General features: G+C 33.5%; 22 protein-coding genes. 8 read left to right on the top strand and 14 right to left on the bottom strand.

Annotated features, from left to right (window positions below; genetic code table 11):
• Positions 1-91: 91 nt before the first annotated feature.
• The 10 genes from JM658_RS10140 to JM658_RS10095 all read right to left on the bottom strand — a co-directional run bounded on the left by JM658_RS10140 (position 92) and on the right by JM658_RS10095 (position 9226).
• Positions 92-319 carry a DUF3820 family protein gene (locus JM658_RS10140; protein WP_236959148.1) on the bottom strand — a complete coding sequence of 76 codons (228 nt, stop codon included), beginning with the start codon at positions 317-319 and terminating at the stop codon, positions 92-94.
• A gap of 240 nt (positions 320-559) precedes the next feature.
• A complete protein-coding gene (locus tag JM658_RS10135) occupies positions 560-964 on the bottom strand; it encodes an OsmC family protein (protein WP_236959147.1) in 405 nt (134 codons plus the stop codon).
• Positions 921-2888: a LysM peptidoglycan-binding domain-containing protein gene (locus JM658_RS10130; protein ID WP_236959146.1), complete on the bottom strand. Its 1968-nt coding sequence runs from the start codon at positions 2886-2888 to the stop codon at positions 921-923. Before JM658_RS10130 ends, JM658_RS10135 begins: the two co-directional genes overlap by 44 nt.
• A gap of 150 nt (positions 2889-3038) precedes the next feature.
• The gene (gene guaA / locus JM658_RS10125; RefSeq protein WP_236959145.1) at positions 3039-4568 is read right to left on the bottom strand and encodes a glutamine-hydrolyzing GMP synthase; all 1530 of its coding nucleotides are present in this window, start codon (positions 4566-4568) and stop codon (positions 3039-3041) included.
• 52 nt (positions 4569-4620) lie between these two features.
• A complete protein-coding gene (locus tag JM658_RS10120) occupies positions 4621-6033 on the bottom strand; it encodes an ArnT family glycosyltransferase (protein ID WP_236959144.1) in 1413 nt (470 codons plus the stop codon).
• Positions 6034-6188: 155 nt separating this feature from the next.
• Positions 6189-6944 carry a LytR/AlgR family response regulator transcription factor gene (locus tag JM658_RS10115; RefSeq protein ID WP_236959143.1) on the bottom strand — a complete coding sequence of 252 codons (756 nt, stop codon included), beginning with the start codon at positions 6942-6944 and terminating at the stop codon, positions 6189-6191.
• A gap of 9 nt (positions 6945-6953) precedes the next feature.
• Complete coding sequence (locus JM658_RS10110) at positions 6954-7271, bottom strand: 2TM domain-containing protein (protein WP_236959142.1); 318 nt, start codon at positions 7269-7271, stop codon at positions 6954-6956.
• 10 nt (positions 7272-7281) lie between these two features.
• Positions 7282-7590 carry a 2TM domain-containing protein gene (locus JM658_RS10105; protein ID WP_236959141.1) on the bottom strand — a complete coding sequence of 103 codons (309 nt, stop codon included), beginning with the start codon at positions 7588-7590 and terminating at the stop codon, positions 7282-7284.
• Between the two features lie 10 nt (positions 7591-7600).
• Positions 7601-8929: a 2TM domain-containing protein gene (locus tag JM658_RS10100; RefSeq protein WP_236959140.1), complete on the bottom strand. Its 1329-nt coding sequence runs from the start codon at positions 8927-8929 to the stop codon at positions 7601-7603.
• A gap of 81 nt (positions 8930-9010) precedes the next feature.
• A complete protein-coding gene (locus JM658_RS10095; RefSeq protein ID WP_236959139.1) occupies positions 9011-9226 on the bottom strand; it encodes a hypothetical protein in 216 nt (71 codons plus the stop codon).
• A 159-nt stretch (positions 9227-9385) separates the two neighbouring features.
• Here JM658_RS10095 and JM658_RS10090 point away from each other — a divergent pair, with 159 nt between their 5' ends.
• The 3 genes from JM658_RS10090 (at position 9386) to JM658_RS10080 (ending at position 11428) form a co-directional block, all read left to right on the top strand.
• Positions 9386-10444, top strand: a complete 1059-nt coding sequence (locus JM658_RS10090; RefSeq protein WP_236959138.1) for a S66 peptidase family protein — start codon at positions 9386-9388, stop codon at positions 10442-10444.
• Between the two features lie 83 nt (positions 10445-10527).
• Positions 10528-11028, top strand: coding sequence for a GNAT family N-acetyltransferase (locus tag JM658_RS10085; RefSeq protein ID WP_236959137.1), 501 nt, complete (start codon positions 10528-10530; stop codon positions 11026-11028).
• A 7-nt stretch (positions 11029-11035) separates the two neighbouring features.
• Complete coding sequence (locus JM658_RS10080; protein ID WP_236959136.1) at positions 11036-11428, top strand: gamma-glutamylcyclotransferase family protein; 393 nt, start codon at positions 11036-11038, stop codon at positions 11426-11428.
• Here JM658_RS10080 and recQ read toward each other — a convergent pair.
• A complete protein-coding gene (gene recQ / locus JM658_RS10075; RefSeq protein ID WP_236959135.1) occupies positions 11425-13626 on the bottom strand; it encodes a DNA helicase RecQ in 2202 nt (733 codons plus the stop codon). The genes JM658_RS10080 and recQ overlap by 4 nt on opposite strands.
• Before the next feature lie 85 nt (positions 13627-13711).
• Here recQ and JM658_RS10070 point away from each other — a divergent pair, with 85 nt between their 5' ends.
• The 5 genes from JM658_RS10070 (at position 13712) to JM658_RS10050 (ending at position 17555) form a co-directional block, all read left to right on the top strand.
• Complete coding sequence (locus tag JM658_RS10070) at positions 13712-14677, top strand: KpsF/GutQ family sugar-phosphate isomerase (RefSeq protein ID WP_236959134.1); 966 nt, start codon at positions 13712-13714, stop codon at positions 14675-14677.
• Positions 14677-15519: a twin-arginine translocase subunit TatC gene (tatC, locus tag JM658_RS10065; RefSeq protein WP_236959133.1), complete on the top strand. Its 843-nt coding sequence runs from the start codon at positions 14677-14679 to the stop codon at positions 15517-15519. The genes JM658_RS10070 and tatC overlap by 1 nt, the downstream gene beginning before the upstream one ends.
• Complete coding sequence (locus JM658_RS10060) at positions 15519-15869, top strand: carboxymuconolactone decarboxylase family protein (protein ID WP_236959132.1); 351 nt, start codon at positions 15519-15521, stop codon at positions 15867-15869. Before tatC ends, JM658_RS10060 begins: the two co-directional genes overlap by 1 nt.
• A 98-nt stretch (positions 15870-15967) precedes the next feature.
• Positions 15968-16720 (top strand): LPS export ABC transporter ATP-binding protein, encoded by a 753-nt coding sequence (gene lptB / locus JM658_RS10055; protein WP_236959131.1) that lies wholly within the window; start codon positions 15968-15970, stop codon positions 16718-16720.
• Positions 16721-16745: 25 nt separating this feature from the next.
• On the top strand, positions 16746-17555 hold the full coding sequence (locus JM658_RS10050; protein ID WP_236959130.1) for a copper resistance protein NlpE N-terminal domain-containing protein: 810 nt from the start codon (positions 16746-16748) through the stop codon (positions 17553-17555).
• A 330-nt stretch (positions 17556-17885) separates the two neighbouring features.
• Here the strand turns inward: JM658_RS10050 and JM658_RS10045 are convergent, their stop codons facing one another.
• The 3 genes from JM658_RS10045 to JM658_RS10035 all read right to left on the bottom strand — a co-directional run.
• Entirely contained in the window at positions 17886-19763 is a 1878-nt protein-coding gene (locus JM658_RS10045) for an OmpA family protein (protein WP_236959129.1), read from the bottom strand.
• 8 nt (positions 19764-19771) lie between these two features.
• Positions 19772-20686, bottom strand: coding sequence for a PorP/SprF family type IX secretion system membrane protein (locus JM658_RS10040; protein WP_236959128.1), 915 nt, complete (start codon positions 20684-20686; stop codon positions 19772-19774).
• Positions 20687-20723: 37 nt separating this feature from the next.
• Positions 20724-22766 (bottom strand): DUF7507 domain-containing protein (locus JM658_RS10035; RefSeq protein ID WP_236959127.1); only part of this gene is annotated, 2043 nt, incomplete at its 5' end.

Raw genomic sequence — 22766 nt, 5'->3', positions numbered from 1 at the left:
ATATCGCGGCAAAAATACAAATAAGAATTAAAAAAACACTTTTCTTATAGGGGGATTTTGTGATTGTTTTTGAGAGAATTAAAAGTAATCCTTATCTTACTTTACGAATTTTATAAATAAGTTCTTCCAATCCGTTTACTTTTATTTCGTACATAGCCTCCAATTGCATCCCTAATTTCCCGTTTGGAAATCCTTTTTGTCGGAACCAAACATAGTAAGGCTCTGGAATATCTATTAAATAACGGTCTTTATATTTCCCAAAAGGCATTTTAGCATGTGCCAATTTAACTAAGAACTCTCTGTTTTGATCTAAATCCATGCTTTTTTAGTTGGGTTTATGCTAGGCTGTATGCTGTATGCTGTATGCTGTATGCTGTATGCTGTAAAAACAATTATTCTGCAAACAGTTCCTTTTAAACTCTCAACTCATTTTCGCATTAGGGATTGAGCGGTATGTTTGAGCTCTTTCAATTTTTTTATTGGAAAGCGAGTAGTGAAAGCGCGACCACGTTTTTTACGTGGGAATGCCCAGAATAAAAACTAATTTTAAGCAATTAAACTACTGCCAATTAAAAGTAATATCTTTTTCTATATCGGGATGTAAGCTGTAGTGAACTGGACAAGTATTTGCAGTTTTTTCTAAAATCTTACGCTCCTTTTCTGTAACCGCTGTTGGGATATCAAAAACAACTTCTATTTTAAAAATTCTACGTGGTTCTGCTGCCATAGTTTTGGTAACCGTAGCCGTTGCATTGGTAAGATCAACCTCCATATCGCGGGCTTTTATCCCCATAACGGTAAGCATGCAGCTCGCTAAAGCTGTAGCCAAAGTATCGGTTGGAGAAAACGCTTCTCCCTTCCCATTATTATCGGTTGGAGCATCGGTGATAAAAGAATTGTTACTTTTTAGGTGTACACACTTAGTTCGAAGTGCTCCCAAGTATGTTACTATCGAGGTTGGCATCGTTTTTAGCTTCTTTAATTTCTAAATTATCGTATTTTACTATATAAACCGCTTGGTTGGAATATCCTCCAGAAAGTTTTTTTCTATAATCGAATTTGTTCTCGATATATTCTGTTTCACTTACTTTGGAAGCTACAAAATCTAAATCTTTATTATATCCTAAACGCAAAAGTACATCCATTGTAATATCGAAACCTCTAGTGGCATATCTATTTGGTGTCGCTCCATACTTTTTACTATAACTTTTAGTAAAAGGTGTGTTTAAACTTGAAAGCTTATCTACAGTTGGAAAATGAAAGTTTAAGTTTGATAAATGCATATTAGAAATATTATCACTGTCGTAAGCGCTACCTTTTAAAGTAGTTAATAATGTAATATTGTATTCTTCTGTTTTTGCTGAATTTACTACTCCTGTGATATTAGTAAGCAAAGGAATACTATTTGTTTCTACAATCACCCAATTCTCTTGATCTTTTGATAGGAAAGGGTTTATCTCATCTAAACGAATAAACTTATCCTCTATTGGATTGATTATTTTAGCTCCAGGAAAAGCTGCTTGCAACTGACTCTTTACTGCAACACTTTTCTTATCTGCTATGACGATTACATTTTTATTAACTGCATTAATTTTTAAGTAATCTATCATTTTCTGTCTAAGCAAATCGTCTGATGGCAATGTCTGAAATACATTTGGATTAGCAGTAATTCCCTTATTAGAGAAAGGTGCAAAAACAGGCGTGTTTGTAGCTCTAACTGAGCCCGAAACACGATTAAAAGTAGTTGGTAAAATAGGTCCTACAATAGCATCTACATTGTTTAATTTTCCGCTAGAAGCAAGTTGCCCTACTTTAGCATCGTTTGCTCCACTATCGAAAACCTTAACATCTACAGAGAGTCCGAGTTTTTTAACTGAATCTATCGCCATAAGTGCTCCAGTATAAAAATCTAAGGAAACACTTAGTAGTTTATCTCTCTTTATTTTTTCTTTATTGGTATCTAAATTATCAAAATCTAGCTCGTCTAATTTAAAAGGTAGGATTATTGCTAGTGTTGATTTCTGATTATAATTAAGGCTATCTAAAAGAGAAAATTTCTCTATTAGTTGTCCGTTATTTACAGTAAGATCTCCCATTTTATTCTTAGGGAGTTTAAGCACCATTCCTACTTTTAACCCATCGGCTTTTACTTCTGGATTTAGCGCTTCTATTTCTTCTTGTGTTACTCCTAATTTAACTTTAAGTCTATAAAAACCTTCTTTAGGAAGCACTGTATAGTAGTTGTAAGCATCTACTTCTACTGGTTTTTTATTATTTCCAGCCACAAAAGGAACCCATAAAACATCACCTTCCTTTAAAACTTCTTTCATATTTGGGTTCAACGTTTTTAAAGAATCTACTGTGATTCCATGCTCGTAAGCAATTCGCCAAGGCCCTTCTTTTGGTGCCACTGTATGCGCCACTAAACCTTCTCTTTCCATAGATTCTGAACCAGCACTAACGGCTGTTCCAAAAACTGGAATTTGAATTTTCTCGTTTCTTTTTAGCTGTCTGCTATATAATTCTTTGTTATAACGCTTTATATCGTCTACAGAAACATTGTATTCTTTAGCGATACTATAAAGTGTTTCTTTTCTTTTTGCTTTGTGCTCTATAAAACGCTCTACTTCGTCTGTTTGTGTAGTTGTAGGTGTTGTCTGAGAAGTAGCACTTGCTTCTGAAATCGGTATAACAACAATGGTATTCGCTTTTACTCCATTTTTTACTTCTGGGTTTAACTTTAGAATCGAGTATGGTGTAACTTGGTATTTCTTAGCGATACTCTCTAAGGTCTCCCCTGCTTTAACGGCATGGGTCTCGAACTTTTGTGCGTGTAAGGTTACGCAAAAAAGAAATGCGAGTATAAAAATGACTTTACTATTGCTCATACAGTTTATTTTGATTTCAGGCCTGAGGTTTTAATTAATATTTCTAGCTCTCGAGAACTTTTTGAACCCGAAAGCTAGAAATTTATAATGATATCACCCTTTTATTCATACAAATAAGAATAAGAGAATGTATAAATCTTCAAACTTTATTTATTCCCACTCAATTGTAGCTGGTGGTTTTGAACTAATATCGTACACTACTCTATTAACGCCTTTTACTTTGTTTATTATATCATTAGACGTTTTTTGTAGAAATTCGTACGGTAAATTCACCCAGTCTGCAGTCATACCATCGGTACTTTCTACAGCACGTAAAGCTACACATTTTTCGTAAGTACGTTCATCTCCCATTACTCCTACTGAGTTTACAGGTAATAACATAGCTCCTGCTTGCCATACTTTATCATATAATCCCCAATCTTTTAGGCCATTTATAAAAATAGCATCTACTTCTTGAAGGATACGAACTTTCTCTGCAGTAATATCTCCTAAGATACGAATTGCCAATCCAGGTCCTGGAAAAGGATGTCTCCCTAATAATTCTGGATCTATTCCCATAGAAGCACCTACACGGCGAACTTCATCTTTAAACAACATCTTTAATGGCTCTACCACTTTCAGCTTCATAAAATCTGGAAGTCCCCCTACATTGTGGTGACTTTTTATTGTTGCTGAAGGACCATTTACAGAAATCGACTCGATTACATCTGGATAAATAGTTCCTTGACCTAGCCATTTTACATCATTAATTTCGTGTGCCTCATCATCAAAAACCTCTATAAACACACGACCAATAGCTTTACGCTTTAACTCAGGATCTTCAATTCCCGCTAAAGCATCTAAGAATCTAGCTGAAGAATCTACACCTTTAACATTAAGCCCCATTCCTTCATATTGATCTAATACACTTTGGAACTCATCTTTACGCAATAAACCATTGTTTACGAAAATACAATATAGATTATCACCGATAGCTTTATTAAGTAATACTGCAGCCACTGTAGAATCTACTCCTCCAGAAAGTCCTAAAACTACGCGATCGTTTCCAATCTTTTCCTTAAGTTCGGCAACGGTCATATCTACAAAATTATCTGGAGTCCATGTTTGTTCAACACCAGCAATTTTAACTAAGAAATTCTCTAGTAATTGCTTTCCATCAGTAGAATGATATACTTCTGGGTGGAATTGTATTGCATATGTTTCTTCTCCTTCTATTTTATAGGATGCATTTTTAACATCGTTTGTACTTGCTAAAATAACTCCCCCTTCAGGTAATTTTTTGATAGTATCACTATGACTCATCCACACTTGGCTTCCTACAGAAATATCTTCAAAGAAAAGTTGGTCTTCAGCTATAAAAGAAAGATTAGCGCGACCAAATTCTCGTGTATTTGAAGGTGCTACTTCTCCACCGCCAAAATGAGCTAAGTATTGTGCTCCATAACAAACTGCTAACATAGGCACTTTACCACGAATCTGTGATAAATCTGGATGTGGAGCATCTTCTGCTCTTACTGAAAATGGACTTCCAGATAGAATTACTGCTTTATAAACAGAAAGGTCTTCTGGTGGATTGTTGTAAGGGTATATTTCGCAGAATATATTAAGCTCTCTAACGCGTCTTGCGATCAGTTGAGTGTACTGCGAACCGAAATCTAAAATGAGTACGTTGTTTTGCATGCGCAAAAATACTATTTATAAAGAAAATGAAAAGGGTTGAAGGAAGTATTTTTTAGAGAATTATTCTTTTATACACCTCTACTTTATCAATTATTTTTACTAATTGATATTCTTGATTAAGATAATTCTTAAATAAAGCTTGTTCATTACTATCATTTTTTAAATAAGGAACTTCACCATCTCTCGTTATAATAAGGTCTGGTTTTACATGAGAAAAAATGAAACTTAGCTCTTCTATAGTACTTTTTCGATCTTTATACACAAAAGGATATAAAAATTCTTGCTGAAGCTTAATATTATCCGGATGAGTCACCAATTTAGTAGGTGGCTTTACATCTAAAAACCAATAGCCAAGGTGATCCGTAACAAAATATACCGATGGACTATCAAAGTTTTCATAAATATAGTTAGACACTTCTATACTTTCCCCATAAAACCAATCTTGGTTGTTTTTAAATCTATTGAATAGCTCCCCATATGCTTTAATATTATTAGAGAATAAAAAACTAATTACGCATCCTATGATTAATAAATATCCTGAATATTTTGCATACTTCCATTGCTTTATAAAAAGTACTGTCAGTAAAAATAAAAAAGGGTAGAGTTGAATTAAATAATGAGTATAGAATTTACCTGAATGAATAAAAGATATCACAATTCCTATGATAGTAACTCCTATAATTCCAATTTCATATCTCCATTTTAAATAACTCACATTCTTATAAAAATATACAGATAACAAAACTCCCCACGCTAAAAATGGCAGTACATTTTTAAAAGTCTTTATATTATCACTCATTCCTTCTGAATTATACCCTAATGGAGCTAAAATTACTGAGTCCCACCAAAGCATAAAAAACCCATTCACAGAATAAACAAACATTATTAAAATTATTGGTACAGAAACGCCTATAATTACTTTTACTGTACTAATAAATCTTTCTATAAAAGGAGTAGAATTATAATTATAAGAGTAAAGCCAAATAATTATAAAAAGAACAGGATAAGCTAAGTTCAAACGAATCATTATAGAGATTCCAAAAAGTATTCCAGCTAAGACATACATCTTCTTTTCCCTACATAAGATTAACCAAATACCAGGAATAAAAGCTGCCATTGCAATATACTCGGTCATTACACCTTGTAAATCTGCATAAAATAAATTAGGAACAATAATATATAATGCCCCAACCCAAGCTCCAACTGCGTAACCAGATAATTGTTTCCCTATTTTATATAAATACAAAGAAGATAAACTGATTAAAAACAAAGCAATAAACCTAATTGCAAAAAGACTTTTCCCGAAAATTTTAATTACTAAAGCAAAATATAAAAATGCAAGTGGAGGTTTTAAATCCCATAACTCTGTATAAGGCAAATACCCATCTACCCATGACTGCCCCATTAAAATGAATGTACTCTCGTCCCACTGCGTAACATCCTTAAAAATAAATGGGAATCTCAACAATAAAGCCACTACAAAGAATAGTAGAAACCAAAATAAATTTATATATACGTCCTTATTGTTTTTGTTATACAATGCGTAAAAATTATAGTAATTAAACAATCAATGAATTTAATATGAAAATATTAATAAATATACTTTTTTAATTACAACCACTAACTCAGCCAATCTTTAAAATCTTTTACTCGCTCGCGACTAACTATTATTTCTTGATCATTATAATTATGAAGCTTTAACTGCAAACGCGCATTCGTATAACTTACTATATCTTTTACGGATTCTATATTTATACAAAACTTACGATTCACTCTAAAGAAAAGCTCTGGATGTAACTCCTCTTGTAGCGCTTCTAAACTCTGATCTAATAAATAACTTCTGTTGTCTGTAGTATGAATATAGGTTCCTTTATTTTCACTGTAAAAACAAACCACATCGTTTACTGATATCAATTTCAAGTGCTGCCCTACTTTCACTGTAAAACGTTTTTTATAATCTCGCTCTAGCGGATTTACAAGCAACTTTTTAATATCAGAAAAATTCAGCTGTACTTCTTCATTAACTGGTTTAAAGTTTTTATATTTTTCTACAGCCTGCGTTAATTCATCTTCATCAATGGGCTTTAAAAGATAATCAATACTATTCAGTTTAAAAGCTTGTAAAGCATATTCATCATAAGCTGTAGTGAATATAACAGCACTTTTAATAGTGACGGCATCAAAAATCTCAAAAGAGAGTCCGTCTGAAAGCTGAATATCAAGAAAAATAAGCTCAGGATGTTTATTAGCTGAAAACCAATTTATAGATTCTTCAACAGAATGAAGGATCTTATCTACATTTACATTCAAACCTTCTAACATTCTACCCAACCTCCTTGCCGATGGTGCTTCGTCTTCTATTATAATTACATTCATAATCTTATATTATTCCCATTGTTTACGTTCGGCATCTTCTTTTGCCAAATATTTCTCGATTTGTTTTTCCTCCCATTTTTTTGAAAATAAAAATCGCGGTCCGAATACGCCCCAAGCATGGAACAAGAGTCCAATTCCCCAGAAAAATAATGTTATAAAACTCGTCCAATGCCAAAAACCTTCTCCAGTATATCCTTTTGAAATATAAATATTCGTAAGAATATAAGAGTTGATAACAATATAAATTGCTAGATGCCAGTAAAAGCCCTTTAATTTATTTACACGCTCTTTTGCTATTCTATATTTTTCTTCTTCAGATATTTTCATTGTGTAATTATTATTCCCAACGGGTAAATTGATTATCATTCTCTTTATCCATATATTCTTTAATCTTACGCTCTTCCCAATCTTTAGAAAAGGTAGGATTCCATCCAAAAACTTTAGCTGCATGAAATAGAAGTCCTATTCCCCACGGCCCAACAGACCACAGGAACCAAGGGTAATTCCATTCATCTATCCAATAATTAAGTATAGCCAAAAAAGTATTCACAATAATATAGGATGTTAGGCTATTATAGAATTTTTTAAGTTCCTCTACGCGCTCTTTTGCTCGTAGATATCGATTTTGCCTATCTTTACTTTCCATCTCCATTATATTAAATATCCTTTTCCATAAATTCTCTAATCTTACGCTCTTCCCAACGTTTCCCCCACAATGGATTATACCCAAAAGCTTCCATACCGTGTGCTAAAATTCCAAATCCCCAGCCCAATGTAGGGAAGACTACCCATGGAAAGTCTGTTGTTTGATAATTAAGCCATGCCAAGCATGGAATCACAATTAAATAAGCTGTTAGGTTACCATAAAATCCCTTTATCGCATTTACGCGCTCTTTTGCACGCTTATATCTTTTATCTTGTATATATGTTTCTTGTACTGCCATTTTCGAAATTTGTTTTGTTAACATTGGAATGCTAACGTTAAAATATTTTTTCTCCTTATTTATTAACACATCTCTAGAAGTTAATAAATGATAGCGCTGCTGAATATTTAAAAGTCCAACTCCGTTACTAGTTTTTACTACTGATTTTGGTTGTAAATTATTTGTAACTACTAAATAATTATCAGCTTTTGTAATTGTAATCTCCAGTGGTTTATTAGGACTCACTTGATTATGCTTTACTGCATTTTCTAAAAGTAACTGTAATGATAAGGGCACAACTTTAGCTTCTTCGGTTAATAATTCTTCAGAAACATTAAATATTATACTTTCTTCAAAACGCATTCTAAGTAAATCTATATACGTCTGGGCGAAAGTTATTTCTTCTGCTACAGTAACTAATTCTTTACTTTTCTGCTCTAAAACGTAGCGATAAACTTTAGACAAAGAAGTCGTAAACTTTTGTGCTCCTTTTGGGTTTTCTTCAATTAAACTAGTAAGAACATTAAGGCTATTAAACAGAAAATGTGGATCCAATTGATTCTTAAGTGCGTCAAATTGAGCTGTCGCCCTTCCTGCAATCACCTTCTGTTCTTTTACCTTTGACTCTTGCTTTGTTTTGTAAAAAAAGAAAGCAGAGAAAAGTATCGACACTATAAGTGCTATTACCATATATCCAACGTAATCTGCCCAATGTTGGTTTTGGATAGACTCATTAAAAGTAACTCCTTTAATAACCGTCCAGATAAAAGTATTTAAAATGAAAATACTGATAAAAGTGACCAACAAAGAGCCTAAAACAAAGCGCCAAATAATACTAAATGAACGTATCTTTTTTCCATAAGTTTTAAATAGATATCTAATAAAAAAAGAATTGGACAAATAAATAACTATGGTATAAAGTTGATTGTATATAAACGCAGTAATGAGACTTTGATTAAAAACAATAGCATCTCCATTTACATAATTTATGATGTTAATCACTATAAATATAAACACTCCCAAAAAGAACGCCCTTCCAAACTCTTTAATTACATTAATCATTATTATAGGTTGCTTACTTTATTATTCTTAACCAATTATACCTTAATTCGTCTTTCACTTAAAAGCTTAAAGTTAATAAAATCAAGAAAAGGTTGTTATATCTTTATTCTGAATAGCATCTTTTATAAAACTATAATTGCTTTTCTCTTTTTCTTTAAGTGAATTAAAAATAATGAAGCATTGCTTAGAACTATGTTCCATTATAATTTCTCTCTGTGCTAACGTATGTTCCGAGGTCGACTCTTCTTTTATCAAACTCAAAACAAGTAACAATAAATAATAAACAATTCGTATCATAGTTATCGGTTTAGTTATACTGCTGTAAAATTGTAACATTTAGAGTCTTTTTAAAAAAAGAGCATACTGAACTGTCGGTTTTCATGGATGAATTGTAGAAAGTGATTATGATGCGAAAAAAAATAAGTAGTTTTGAAAATAATAAATCCTTTTTTAAAAATGAATCGTAGAAAATTTATAGCTCGTAGTGTACAGGCATCTGCACTTTCGGCAATTCCAATAGGCTCTGTATTTGCTCAACAAACAACTACAAATCAAGTTGAAAGTGAAATCGTTCTTCCGAAGAAATTAAAAAAAGGAGATACCGTTGGTTTAATTGCTCCTGGATACTCTCTCTCGGACAGAGCGTTACAAAATGCCATTACCAATGTAAAAGCAATGGGTTTTATTCCGTATCATACTTCTAGAATCTCAGGAAGTTTTGGGTACTTTAGTAATACTGATATTGCTAGAGTTGAAGATATTCATGAGATGTTTTTAAACCCAAAGATCGATGCTATATTTTGTGCTCGTGGAGGATATGGATGTACTAGAATTCTAAAAGATATAAATTTTGATTATATCCAACAGAATCCTAAAATCCTTTTAGGGTTTAGTGATATTACTGCTTTAGTAAATAGTATTTATCAGAAAACGGGAATTGTAACTTTTCATGGGCCCGTTGGGACTACTTTAGATAATGAGTTTAACCGAGATCAATTATCGGCTATTATCGAAAATGCAAATAACAGTATTGAAGTAGCTACAGAAACTTTTTCAGCAGCAAAAACAACTTCCGACTCTACTTTCCAGAACTATGTAATAAATCCTGGTACTGCAACTGGTAGATTGGTAGGAGGAAATCTTTCTTTATTATCTGCGATGACAGGAACTGATTTCGATGTAGATTACACAGATAAAATTGTTTTTATTGAAGAGATAGATGAAGACCCATATCGTGTGGATAGAATGCTAACCCAATTATTAGACTCTAAAACATTTAAGCATGCTAGAGGTATTGTTTTAGGTGTTTTTAAAGGTTGTGACGACCCAAAACGCTCCACTTCCTTCAGTCTTAAAGAAGTAATATTAGACCGATTAAAGCCTACAAACATACCAGCTGTTTATGGTTTCCCAATAGGACATGTAGACCACAATATTACACTTCCTGTAGGTATAAATGCCACTTTAAACACCGAAGATTATAGCTTGAAACTAATAGAAAATAGTGTTTCTTAATAGTTTCAACTTATTTATAGTACGCTTATCGTCTTAATACATAACGGAAGTTAACTGTTAGTTTTTTATTATACCTTTATAGTATGATATTCAACACTCAAAGATTATCTATACGAGCACTAACTACAGAAGACCTCGATTTGTTTCATAAAATGCAAAACGATCAAGAGGTGATGAAGTATGTAGGTGGTAAAGTATTTACTTTTGAAGAGAATAAAAAAGACTTAGAGAATATTTTAAAATTCTATAAAGATCCAAGAAATGATTTCTGGGTTTGGGCTATAACTTTATCTGAAAATAATGATTTTATTGGCACTGTAGCTTTAGTGAAAAATGAAAAAAATGAACATGAAATTGGCTATAGACTTTTAAAGAAATACTGGAAAAAGGGGTATGGTAAAGAAGTTACAAACGGACTTATTAAATATGCTTTTGAAGAGAAAAAAATAAAGGAGATTGTTGCTTATGTGGATAAGAACAATGTTACTTCCGTACGTATTTTAGATTCTACCTTTAATTTTATCAAAGAATTCTATAACGAAGCAGATAATTGTATTGATCGTTATTACAAAATATCCAATTAACAAATATATGTATGTTTTTGTCTACGGAACTTTAATGAGTGGGTTTCATAATTCTATTGCTGAATTTTTACGAAAAAACAGTCTATTTATTGGGAAAGGAAAAACTAAAGGCGAGATCTATGATTTAGGAAGTTTTCCAGGAGCTGTTTTTAATGAAAACGCTACGAATTTCATTTATGGTGAAGTATATCAAATAAATTCCAACACGAACGCGGTAATAAAAGCCTTAGATGGTTACGAAGGGATTTACGACTCTTCTTTTGACTATTATGAAAAGAGAGAGGCTTTCATCCAAGTAAATAATACTCAAATAAAAGCCTCTGTTTATCATTTTAAAAAATCCCCAGATAATTTTGTTCTTATCAGTCACGGAGATTATTCAAGCTATTTAAAAAATTAATTTGCTACGTCACTAATAAATTTAATTCGGTACAAACGAATCTCATCATCTTCATATTCCCCATCAAATTCTTCCATTGCTAATGATATTTTATCATCTTCAGCTTCTAGGAAATAATCATATAACTCCTCTTGTTGATCTTCGTCTAAAATCTCATTGATCCAATAATTAAGATTTAGCTTAGTTCCCATAAAAACAATCTGCTCCATTTCTTTAATAAGGTCATCCATTTTTAAACCTTTAGAAGCTGCAATATCATCTAATGGTAACTTTCTATCTATATTCTGAATTAAGAAAAGTTTTAAAGCCGAATTTGCACCTGTAGATTTTACAACCATATCATCTGGTCGTATTACATCATTTTCTTCTACATATTTTTTGATGAATGCTACAAATGGCTTTCCATATTTTTTTGCTTTCCCTTCTCCTACTCCGTGAATATTAATTAATTCTTCAAGTGAAATAGGATATTTTAAAGCCATATCTTCTAATGAAGGATCTTGAAAAACAACAAACGGAGGCACCTCCAATTTTTTAGCTTGCTGCTTTCTTAAATCTCTTAGCATTTTAAGTAATTTCTCGTCTGCAACGGCGCCACCACTTTTCCCTAAGGTTACAATGGTATCATCATTGGCTTCCGTATAAGAGTGATCTTCTGTCATTAAAAAGGAAGTTGGATTTGCAATATATTCCTTTCCTCTGGCCGCAATATGTAAAACACCATATTGCTCGATCTCTTTACGTAACATTCCTGAAACTAAAACCTGACGAATTAAAGCCATCCAATAAGATGCATCGTGATCTTTTCCTATTCCAAAGAAAGGACGTTCATCTGTTTTATGAGATTTTATTACCGCATTTACCTTTCCTACTAAAGTATTTACTATCTCTTTTGCTTTATACTTCTCTTTAGTTTCCTTAATTACATGCAGCAATTTAACTACATCTTCCTTAGCTTCATGTTTTTTCTTAGGATGTCTAATATTGTCATCCATTTCTGCACCTTCTCCATTCACTTCGTCAAATTCTTCTCCAAAGTAATGAAGTATGTACTTTCTTCTAGACATAGAAGTTTCTGCATAAGCCACCATATCTTGCAATAAAGCATGACCAATTTCTTGCTCTGCAACAGGCTTGCCGCTCATAAACTTCTCTAACTTCTCAATATCCTTGTAAGAATAAAAAGCCAAGCAATGTCCTTCCCCTCCATCTCTTCCTGCACGCCCAGTTTCTTGATAGTAACTTTCAATACTTTTAGGAATATCATGATGTATTACAAAACGTACATCGGGTTTATCTATTCCCATACCAAAAGCAATTGTAGCGACTACAATATCGGCATCTTCCATCAAAAACATATCTTGATGTTTAGCCCTTGTTTTCGCATCTAAACCTGCATGATAAGGAACTGCATTTAAACCGTTTACCTGAAGTGTTTGTGCTAATTCTTCAACACGCTTTCTACTCAAGCAATAGATGATTCCAGATTTACCTTCGTTTTGCTTTACAAATCGGATAATATCTGCATCTACATTTTTAGTCTTCGGACGCACTTCGTAGTACAAATTCGGCCTGTTAAATGAAGCCATAAAAACCTTTGCACTACTCATCCCAAGATTCTTTAAGATATCCTCTCGAACTTTAGGAGTTGCGGTTGCAGTAAGTGCAATGATAGGAATATCATCACCCAAACGCTGTATTATTGTTTTTATATTTCTGTATTCTGGCCTAAAGTCATGCCCCCATTCTGATATACAGTGGGCTTCATCTACGGCAACGAACGATATTTTTACCGTCCTAAAAAATTCTACATACTCTTCTTTCGTTAATGATTCTGGCGCTACATAAAGTAATTTTGTAACTCCATTGGTAATGTCTTCTTTTACTTGTCGAACTTCCGTTTTATTTAGCGAAGAATTTAAAACATGTGCAATGCCTTTATTCGAAGAAATTCCACGAATAGCATCCACCTGGTTTTTCATCAGTGCAATTAAGGGGGAAATTACGATGGCAGTACCATCTTTAACTAGCGCTGGTAATTGGTAACAGAGAGATTTCCCTCCGCCAGTAGGCATTAAAACAAACGTATTATGATCATTAACAATATTCTTAATAACCTTTTCTTGCAAACCTTTAAACTGACTAAATCCAAAATACTGTTTAAGCGCTGCTTGTAAGTCAATTTCAGCTGAACTCATCCTTTCGTTTTACTATTTTATATACATTTGCACTACTAAAGATACTATTAATCTTTAGTTATTACAAATTCTAAAAAATTTAAATTTGAATACTAAAAGTGTCATCAAAGCCAATGCATTAAAGGCGATCGATAACGAGAGTAATGCCATCAAAAACCTTGCCTCTTTTATAGATGATGAATTCGCTGACGCAGTAGAGTATATATACAACTCCAAGGGGAGAGTAATTGTTACGGGCGTGGGAAAAAGTGCCATTATAGCAAATAAAATCGTCGCTACTTTTAATTCTACTGGCACTCCGTCTGTATTTATGCATGCAGCAGATGCTATACATGGTGATTTAGGTACCATTCTTAAGGATGATGTTGTGATTTGCATTTCTAAAAGTGGAAATACAGCAGAAATTAAAGTTTTAGTGCCATTTATTAAAGAAGGTCCTAATAAACTTATTGCCATTACTTCCAATAAACAATCATTTTTGGCGCAACAGGCAGACTATGTAATTAATGCTCATGTTGAGAATGAAGCTTGCCCTCATAACCTTGCGCCAACTACTAGTACTACTGCTCAATTGGTTATGGGAGACGCACTTGCTATTTGCTTATTAGAGCTTAAAGGTTTCAGCAGTCAAGATTTTGCAAAATATCATCCTGGAGGAGCACTTGGAAAAAAACTTTACCTACGTGTTAAAGATATTGCCGCAGTTAATTTTAAGCCTGAAGTCACTGAGGATGCAGATGTAAGAGAAGTCATCGTCGAAATTTCAGAAAAATTAATGGGTGTTACCGCCGTAATTAACAAAAATAAAATTGTAGGAATCGTTACAGATGGTGATATTCGTAGAATGTTAAGTAAATACGATAGCATAAATGGATTAAAGGCAGAAGACATTATGTCAGTCAATCCTAAAACTGTCAACCATGATATGCTAGCAGTTGACGCATTGGATATTATGGATCAATTTGGTATTTCTCAACTACTAGTCGAAAAAAACAATGAATATTTTGGAGTAATACATCTTCATGATTTAATTAAAGAAGGAATTTTATAATGACAAAACAAATTGGAACTGGTGAGAATGAAGAGATGTCTTTCCTAGATCACCTGGAAGAATTAAGATGGCACTTAATTAGAGCTGTTCTGGCGGTAATGATTATTGGAATTGTTGCTTTTATTGCTAAAGATTTCATTTTTGATACAATCCTTTTTGGTCCCAAAAAAGCAGATTTCCCCACCTATAAATTCTTTTGTAGCATTTCTAAGTCTTTAGGGATGGATGAGTCCTTTTGTGAAGGTCCTCAATTTAGAATTCAAAGTAGACAAATGGCAGGACAGTTTTCTGCACATATTTGGACTTCAATCTGGGCAGGTTTTATAATTGGTTTCCCATATATTTTATGGGAATTATGGCGTTTTATAAGTCCTGGACTTTATGAAAAAGAACGTAATAATTCACGTGGATTTATATTAATAGCCTCTCTTCTATTCTTTATGGGAGTATTGTTTGGATACTATGTAATTTCACCACTTTCTATAAACTTCTTAGCAAATTACCAAGTCAGTAAAGAGGTATTTAATGATATCGATTTGGCATCATATATTTCTACAATTAGGGCTTCTGTTATTTCGTGTGGTCTTATTTTCGAACTTCCTATTTTAATGTATTTCCTAACAAAAATAGGTATCGTTACTCCAGAATTCCTTAGAAAATATAGAAAAATCGCTATTGTAATCGTGCTTATTCTATCTGCGGTTATTACACCTCCAGATGTAGCAAGTCAGATTGTAGTTTCTATTCCTATTATTATATTATATGAATTAAGTATTTATATTTCCAAAATTGTACTTAAAAGAGAAGCACGTAAATTAAGAAAAGAAAAATCTAAGAAATAATGGCTGATATCGTAGACGAATTTAATGACTATCGTTCTAAGATGAACGACCGTATTTTACAAGACAATAATAAACTGATTAAGAGGATTTTTAATTTAGACACCAATGCATATATGGCTGGTGCTCTAGATGTAAAAACTAAGGAATTATTAGGTTTAGTTGCCTCTGCTGTATTGCGTTGTGATGATTGTATAAAATATCATCTTGAAACGAGCTATAAAGAAGGACTTACTAAAGATGAAGTTGTAGAAGCTTTAGGAATTGCAACACTAGTTGGTGGTACAATTGTAGTTCCTCATTTAAGGAAAGCTTACGAATTTTGGGATGCTTTAGAGAATAAAGAATCCTAAACCTATATTAAACTGTAGGCTATTTATAATGAAAATGCATATTTTTGGAATTATAGATACTATACAGCAATTAAAGTACTAAAAGCAAGCAACATTATATGAAGCTAAGAGCTGAAAATATCATGAAGTCCTACAAAGGACGAAAAGTAGTTAAAGGAATTTCTCTTGAAGTAAATCGTGGTGAGATTGTTGGACTCTTAGGCCCTAATGGAGCTGGAAAGACTACTTCTTTTTATATGATTGTTGGTCTGATAAAACCAAATGGAGGTAAAATATTTTTAGACAATCAAGAGATTACCAATTATCCTATGTATAAGCGTGCTCAAAATGGAATTGGGTATTTAGCACAAGAAGCTTCTGTTTTTAGAAAATTAAGTATTGAGGATAATATTATGAGTGTCCTACAGCTTACTAAACTTTCTAAAAAGGAGCAACAGATGAAAATGGAAGCGCTTATTGATGAGTTTAGTTTGGGACATATCAGAAAAAATAGAGGAGATTTACTTTCTGGTGGTGAGCGTAGAAGAACAGAAATCGCACGTGCACTAGCTACAGATCCAAGCTTTATTTTATTAGATGAGCCATTTGCAGGAGTAGATCCAGTTGCGGTAGAAGATATCCAACGTATTGTAGCTCAGCTAAAAAATAAAAACATAGGAATTTTAATTACAGATCATAACGTTCAAGAAACATTAGCGATTACCGAACGTTCTTATTTAATGTTTGAAGGTAATATTTTAAAAGCTGGAATTCCCGAAGAATTGGCAGCTGATGAAATGGTTAGGAAAGTCTATTTAGGTCAAAACTTTGAGCTAAGAAAAAAGAAATTAGACTTTGATGCTGAAGTATAAAAATTAATTTAAAAAAATAAAAAGAATGATGAGTTTAAAAGTAATAACTATAAGTATGTTTTCCATGGTATTATTAGCCACTGGATGTAACGAAAAGGCAAAGAAAGAAGAAGATAAAACTACTTCTGCTACAGAAGAAACAATGGTAGACTCTCATAATAGTGAAAATTCTTTAGACTGGAATGGAACTTACACTGGAATTTTACCATGTGCCGACTGCGAAGGAATAGAAACAACTATTCAACTAAATGATGATAAAACATATAGTATTGTTAGTTCCTATATGGGGAAGGAAGGAGAACCACATACTTCAACGGGATCTTTCGCATGGAATGAAAAAGGAAATCAAATTACTTTAGATAAAGATGCTAATCAACAATATTTTGTTGGCGAAAACACAATTACCAAATTAGATAATAGCGGTAATAAAATAGAAGGCGATTTGGCTGATAAATACGTTCTTAACAAAGAAGTTATGGTGAAAAATGAAGCGCTTACAGATAAAAAATGGAAGCTTGTATCTCTAATGGGAAAACCTGTTGCTGAGAGTAAGAAACCAGCTCCTGAAGCATTTATAATGTTTTCTTCTGAAGAAAATAGAGTAAGTGGAAATTCTGGATGTAATAATTTCTCAGGAACATATACTCTAAAAGAGGGAAATAGATTTTCTACTTCTGAAATGGCAAGTACAAGAAAAGCTTGTATCGATATGAAAATCGAAAGTCAATTTTTAGGAATTCTAGCTAAGGCAGACACTTACACTATTAAAGATGGAGTTCTTAGTATTACAAAATCTCGTATGGCTCCATTGGCTGTTTTCGAATTAGCTGAATAAAATATATAGTTCTTTTATATAATAAATAATTAAGAACTTCTAAAAAAGCTGAACAATAAATTTATTGTTCAGCTTTTTTAATTTATCGCGTTTTCATTTCTGAATATTTATACATCTTTTAAGCCACAAGAGCTTTTAGAGTATTAAGCATAAACTTACTTTCAAACCTAAGTTAAGCCTTTAGCGGACGTCTAAAGGAATTAGATTAAGATATTTATACTGTTCTGGTTTGTAAGGTCCTTGATGTACTTGTTTTAGATTGTTATATAAAAACACTCATCCCCGAAGAAACCTCCGAGGATGAATACACATTTATAATCCTAACATCTATTATTTTACGATTCTAAATACAGAACGTCTATTCAGTTGATGTTCTTCTTTAGAACAACGTACTCCATTACTACAACCATTTAATAGCTGTGATTCTCCATAACCAATTGCACTTTGGATACGCTCTCTAGCAAGTCCTCTGCTGTATAGGTAATCCCGAGTAGACTTTGCTCTTCTATCTGATAACAATCTATTGTACTCATCTGGACCCCTAGAATCAGTATGCGACTCGATTGCAATCACCATTGTTGGATGATTGGTCATTACTGTTATAATATTCTCCAGTTCATAAGCAGCATCTGGACGGATATCTGATTTATCAAAATCAAAGTAAATAGGCTTTAAAACAATCTGATCGTCTACTATTAAGTTGGTTAAATATAAATCTTGTGTGGTTAGTGCTTCTGCTAGAGTCACATCTACTTTTGCAGGGCGATAATCTTGTTTATCTCCAGTAACAACAATAGACGGAAAACAATCAATATTCTCAAAACTATACGAACCATCGCTTCCACTAGTTATTGTAGCATATTGCTCTCCATTGGTATCTATCAATCGGATGGTAGCATCAGGTAATGGTTCTTTAGTCCGCTCATCATAAACAATTCCTTGAAGTGTCTTTGCACATTTATTAAAATCAAAACGGTAAATATCATCATCTCCAATACCATTCTCACGATTCGATCCCATAAAACCAAAGCCGTCTTTAGCTATAAAACCAAAGTCATCACGATTACTATTTATAGACCTTCCCATATTTTCTACTGTATCGTAACGATCTCCAACAGGTGAAGCTACAAATACATCTAAAAGCCCATATCCTGGGTGTCCGTTTGAAGAAAAATATAAGTTATTATCAGCATCAATAAAAGGAAACATTTCATCTCCTTCTGTATTTATATGATCCCCTAAACTCTTTACTGTTTGCTCTGAAACATTGCCGTTAACAATATTTACTTGATATAAATCTGTATTCCCTAAACTCCCAGGCATATCTGATACAAAGTATAGTTTCGATTCATCTGCATTCAACGCTGGATGTCCTACCGAATAAGCATCGCTATTTATTGGGAGCTCTGTAATATCTTCCCATCTACCATCTACATAACTAGCCTTATACAATTTTAAATGCGTTGTCTTCTCCTTGTCTTTACCAAGCTTTCTACCGTCATAATTATCACGTGTAAAAAACATTGTCTTTCCATCCTTTGTAATACATAGAGTCGCCTCGTGATACTTTGTATTAATATCAGTTAAAAAATTAGCTTCTAACGCAGGGTTTATGGTTCCCTCGGGACTTATTTTAGAAGCAAAGACATCCAAATAAGGCTGAGAATTCCATTGATAGGTTTTGCTTCCTGTAGTATTTCTTGTAGAAAACCAATACAGTGTGTCCTTTTGAATAAACCCTGTAAAGTCCGAATATTCGGTGTTGATATTTGACAACTTAATATTTTCTGCAACAGGAATCTTAGATTTATTTACCGTAGTAATTCCTTCTAAAAAACGTTGAGCTCGCTGATCATTCTCAATAGCATTAAAAAACTTCTCAAACCAAGTAGTCGCCAAAGCATCTTCTCCATTAGATTTTAAACTCTGTGCATATTTAAAATAATACGTAGGAGCTACTTGCTTTTCATAATCTTTTAAAAGCGCTGCATAAACAGGAGCACTCGCTTGGGTGTTTCTTATATTATAATAACTATCTCCCAAACGTTCTAAATTGACCTGCGAAGAATCCTTTTTTACAATCTCTTCATACATCGATGAAGCCTTTACATAGGCATATTCATTAAAATATCGATTTGCCACCGAAGAACTTTGTCCCATCATAAAAATTGGATACATCAGTAACAGTAGCGTATAGTGTAGTTTCATTTTCATAATTAAAAGAATCTAGGTGATTTAATTCTACGGTTATTAAAGATATCAAAACGAACCATAATTTCATGAGTTCCACTATTATAATTATTTAGTTCGCTTGTGGTATAATCATATGCATAGCCTGCAAATACTCCTGGAGTAAGCTGAAAACCGATAAGTCCACTTACAGAATCATCCCAACGGTAACCAAGTCCTAATGTTAGCTTCTCTTGAATTAAAAAGTTTGCAGAAAGATCCAATGAAAAAGGAGCTCCTTCCACTGCTTTTGCTAAAAAGGCAGGCTTAAACTTCACGGAAGCACCTAAATCAAACACATATCCTCCAATAAGGTAGTAATGCATTCGTTCAGCAGCAATATTCCCTTGAACTTCATCATAATGATCTGAAGTGAAAAAATTAGGAACAGAAAACCCTAAGTACCATTTATTAGTATGATAATAAATACCAGCACCAACTGTAGGAAGTACTTCTGAATTAATATTTTGAAGATTATTATCAGTTGGATCCTCTATATTTCCTTCTGTAAAATCAACATTTAAAAAACGTACCCCAGCTTTAAGTCCAAAGGATAATTTATGATCCACTCCTGTATTTACTGTATATGAAAAATTTCCATCAACATAAGTCTCTTGGGAAGGCCCTAATTCGTCATTAATAATAGAAAGTCCCCCTCCTACATTTTTTCCTAGCGGCGTATCAATTCCTAATGTTTGAGTAGTAGGTGCTCCATCTACTCCAACCCATTGATTGCGATAAAGTCCTGTTATACTGAATACTTCACGACTCCCTGCATACCCTGGGTTTACGCTCATTGTATTATACATATACTGTGTAAACTGCGGGTCTTGTTGAGCCCAAGATGTGAATGCACACAATCCTAATAAAATCCCTAATGTATATTTATGTACTATTTTCATCTATTTTAATATTCTAAAATTAAACAGCTCCTTTTTCTTAGTTGATATACAACCAACCAACGAGTGGTTTATCCCCTTCATTTAAGTCAATCACATAATAATAAGTTCCCGTTGGAAGCTTCGCTCCTTTGTCTATCGTAGCACGACCATCAGAGGTTCCATCCCAATTATTTTGATAATCTTTAGCACTGTAAACTTTTATACCCCATCGGTTATAAATATCTACCGTATTTCCTGGATAGTTTTCAATACATTGGATTTTAAAGTAATCGTTCTTACCATCATTATTAGGAGTCATCTCATTAAATATTTCAAAACAATTTGAAAGTACAACTCCAGAACCAGCGCTCGCCTCATTATTTGTATCATCTAAATCCTCTTGATCTAAAAATTCTAATCGAGCTGTGTTCATATAATCATTAATATTAAGAACAGCCACACGCATTAATAGTGTTACGCTTTCACCAGGAGCTAAACTATTTATACTAAGTATTCCTGTAATTTCATTATAGTTACTACCAACATCTGAGGTTGCTCCCACAAAGCGATATCCGCTAGGGAGTTTATCACTAACTTCAATATTTGTAGCTTCGATAGTTCCTAAATTAGTAACCGTTACTGTAAAGACAATTTCTTCATTTAATACTGCAGACAACTTACTTATCTCTTTAGTGATTGCTATATCAGTCGCATCTGATGGTGGTGGTGGCGATACTTCATCAGGGAAATCTGTAATCGTACAATCAGGACACGTTGGATCTACTGCTGGTGCTGTTGGATCCGATGGATCTACAGGTGTTGGATCTGTAGAAGTCTCTGTTATAGGATCTCCTCCTGGATCAGTTCCTGTTACTGTCGCCAAGTTATAAGCTCCACCTGCATCAATATCTGCTTGTGTGATCATATAAGAAGCCGTAAAACTCGTAGCATCTGTTTCACCAGTAGCTAAGTCTATTGGACCGCCAACTACGGTAACCTTTGGATCAGTTACAGTGATATTAGTAAGGTCTGTTTCACCAGTATTGCTAACCTCAAAAGTATATAATACAGTATCTCCAATATTGACAATGCCATCGTTATTACTGTCTTCATAAATACCATCTTTGAAAATAGCAATACCAGTTTCTTTTGGAATCACTGTAATCGTACAATCAGGACACGTTGGGTCTACTGGTGGCGCTGTTGGATCCGATGGATCTACAGGCGTTGGATCTGTAGAAGTCTCCGTTATAGGATCTCCTCTTGGATCAGTTCCTGTTACTGTCGCCAAGTTATAAGCTCCACCTGCGTCAATATCTGCTTGTGTGATCATATAAGAAGCCGTAAAACTCGTAGCATCTGTTTCGCCAGCAGCTAAATTTATTGGACCACCAACTACGGTCACCTTTGGATCAGTTACAGTGATATTAGTAAGGGCTGTGTCACCAGTATTACTAACTTCAAAAGTATATAATACAGTATCTCCAATATTTACAATACCATCGTTATTACTGTCTTCGTAAACACCATCTTTTAAAATAGCAATACCAGAGGATAAACATAAAGGAGCTGTTACAGTAACCACTCTATCTTCTGTACAACCAGTATAACTAGTTGTAATAATAACATTCGTTCCTGTTGGAATACCTGTGATTGTTCCGCTAGCAAGATCTACCGTTCCTTGATCTGCTGTAACAGTAACTCCTGGAACCGCTGTAAACAACACGCTATAAGTTGTTAAATCCTCTGAACACTCTGTTCCTCCTATACTAATACTTGCGCTATCACATGGATTATCACAGTCCGTTGGAGATGTAATAGTAATTATACTTTCACAACTACCATTTGTGGCTGTGATTTCTATATCTGTACCTATGGTTCCAGCAATTGTACCATCACCATTATTTGTTCCTCCAGTAACAGTGAGTGTTGCTCCGGTAGTCTCTGTAAAGTTTACCGTATATGTAGTAGCGCCTACACCATCACAAATTCCTTGTCCAACTGTTAAGTCTGGGAAGACACAATCCGATGGGCAATCCGATGGAATGGCTATGGTAGTTATCGTTTCACAAGAAGTGCCATTAGAAGCCGTGATTGTTAA

The sequence above is a fragment of the Joostella atrarenae genome (assembly GCF_021764745.1).
Lineage (GTDB): Bacteria > Bacteroidota > Bacteroidia > Flavobacteriales > Flavobacteriaceae > Galbibacter > Galbibacter atrarenae.
Note: the sequence above shows the minus strand (reverse complement) of the source record. Positions and strands in the feature narration are given on the sequence as shown.

Excerpts from the sequence above, each read along its gene's own strand:
- JM658_RS10080 (WP_236959136.1), top strand. The coding sequence starts at position 11,036 with ATGTATGTTTTTGTCTACGGAACTTTAATGAGTGGGTTTCATAATTCT.
- JM658_RS10100 (WP_236959140.1), bottom strand. The coding sequence starts at position 8,929 with ATGATTAATGTAATTAAAGAGTTTGGAAGGGCGTTCTTTTTGGGAGTG.
- JM658_RS10050 (WP_236959130.1), top strand. The coding sequence starts at position 16,746 with ATGATGAGTTTAAAAGTAATAACTATAAGTATGTTTTCCATGGTATTA.
- JM658_RS10130 (WP_236959146.1), bottom strand. The coding sequence starts at position 2,888 with ATGAGCAATAGTAAAGTCATTTTTATACTCGCATTTCTTTTTTGCGTA.
- JM658_RS10110 (WP_236959142.1), bottom strand. The coding sequence starts at position 7,271 with ATGAAAATATCTGAAGAAGAAAAATATAGAATAGCAAAAGAGCGTGTA.
- recQ (WP_236959135.1), bottom strand. The coding sequence starts at position 13,626 with ATGAGTTCAGCTGAAATTGACTTACAAGCAGCGCTTAAACAGTATTTT.
- tatC (WP_236959133.1), top strand. The coding sequence starts at position 14,677 with ATGACAAAACAAATTGGAACTGGTGAGAATGAAGAGATGTCTTTCCTA.
- JM658_RS10045 (WP_236959129.1), bottom strand. The coding sequence starts at position 19,763 with ATGAAACTACACTATACGCTACTGTTACTGATGTATCCAATTTTTATG.
- JM658_RS10105 (WP_236959141.1), bottom strand. The coding sequence starts at position 7,590 with ATGGAAAGTAAAGATAGGCAAAATCGATATCTACGAGCAAAAGAGCGC.
- guaA (WP_236959145.1), bottom strand. The coding sequence starts at position 4,568 with ATGCAAAACAACGTACTCATTTTAGATTTCGGTTCGCAGTACACTCAA.
- JM658_RS10115 (WP_236959143.1), bottom strand. The coding sequence starts at position 6,944 with ATGAATGTAATTATAATAGAAGACGAAGCACCATCGGCAAGGAGGTTG.
- JM658_RS10085 (WP_236959137.1), top strand. The coding sequence starts at position 10,528 with ATGATATTCAACACTCAAAGATTATCTATACGAGCACTAACTACAGAA.
- JM658_RS10135 (WP_236959147.1), bottom strand. The coding sequence starts at position 964 with ATGCCAACCTCGATAGTAACATACTTGGGAGCACTTCGAACTAAGTGT.
- JM658_RS10040 (WP_236959128.1), bottom strand. The coding sequence starts at position 20,686 with ATGAAAATAGTACATAAATATACATTAGGGATTTTATTAGGATTGTGT.
- JM658_RS10060 (WP_236959132.1), top strand. The coding sequence starts at position 15,519 with ATGGCTGATATCGTAGACGAATTTAATGACTATCGTTCTAAGATGAAC.
- JM658_RS10140 (WP_236959148.1), bottom strand. The coding sequence starts at position 319 with ATGGATTTAGATCAAAACAGAGAGTTCTTAGTTAAATTGGCACATGCT.
- JM658_RS10095 (WP_236959139.1), bottom strand. The coding sequence starts at position 9,226 with ATGATACGAATTGTTTATTATTTATTGTTACTTGTTTTGAGTTTGATA.
- JM658_RS10090 (WP_236959138.1), top strand. The coding sequence starts at position 9,386 with ATGAATCGTAGAAAATTTATAGCTCGTAGTGTACAGGCATCTGCACTT.
- lptB (WP_236959131.1), top strand. The coding sequence starts at position 15,968 with ATGAAGCTAAGAGCTGAAAATATCATGAAGTCCTACAAAGGACGAAAA.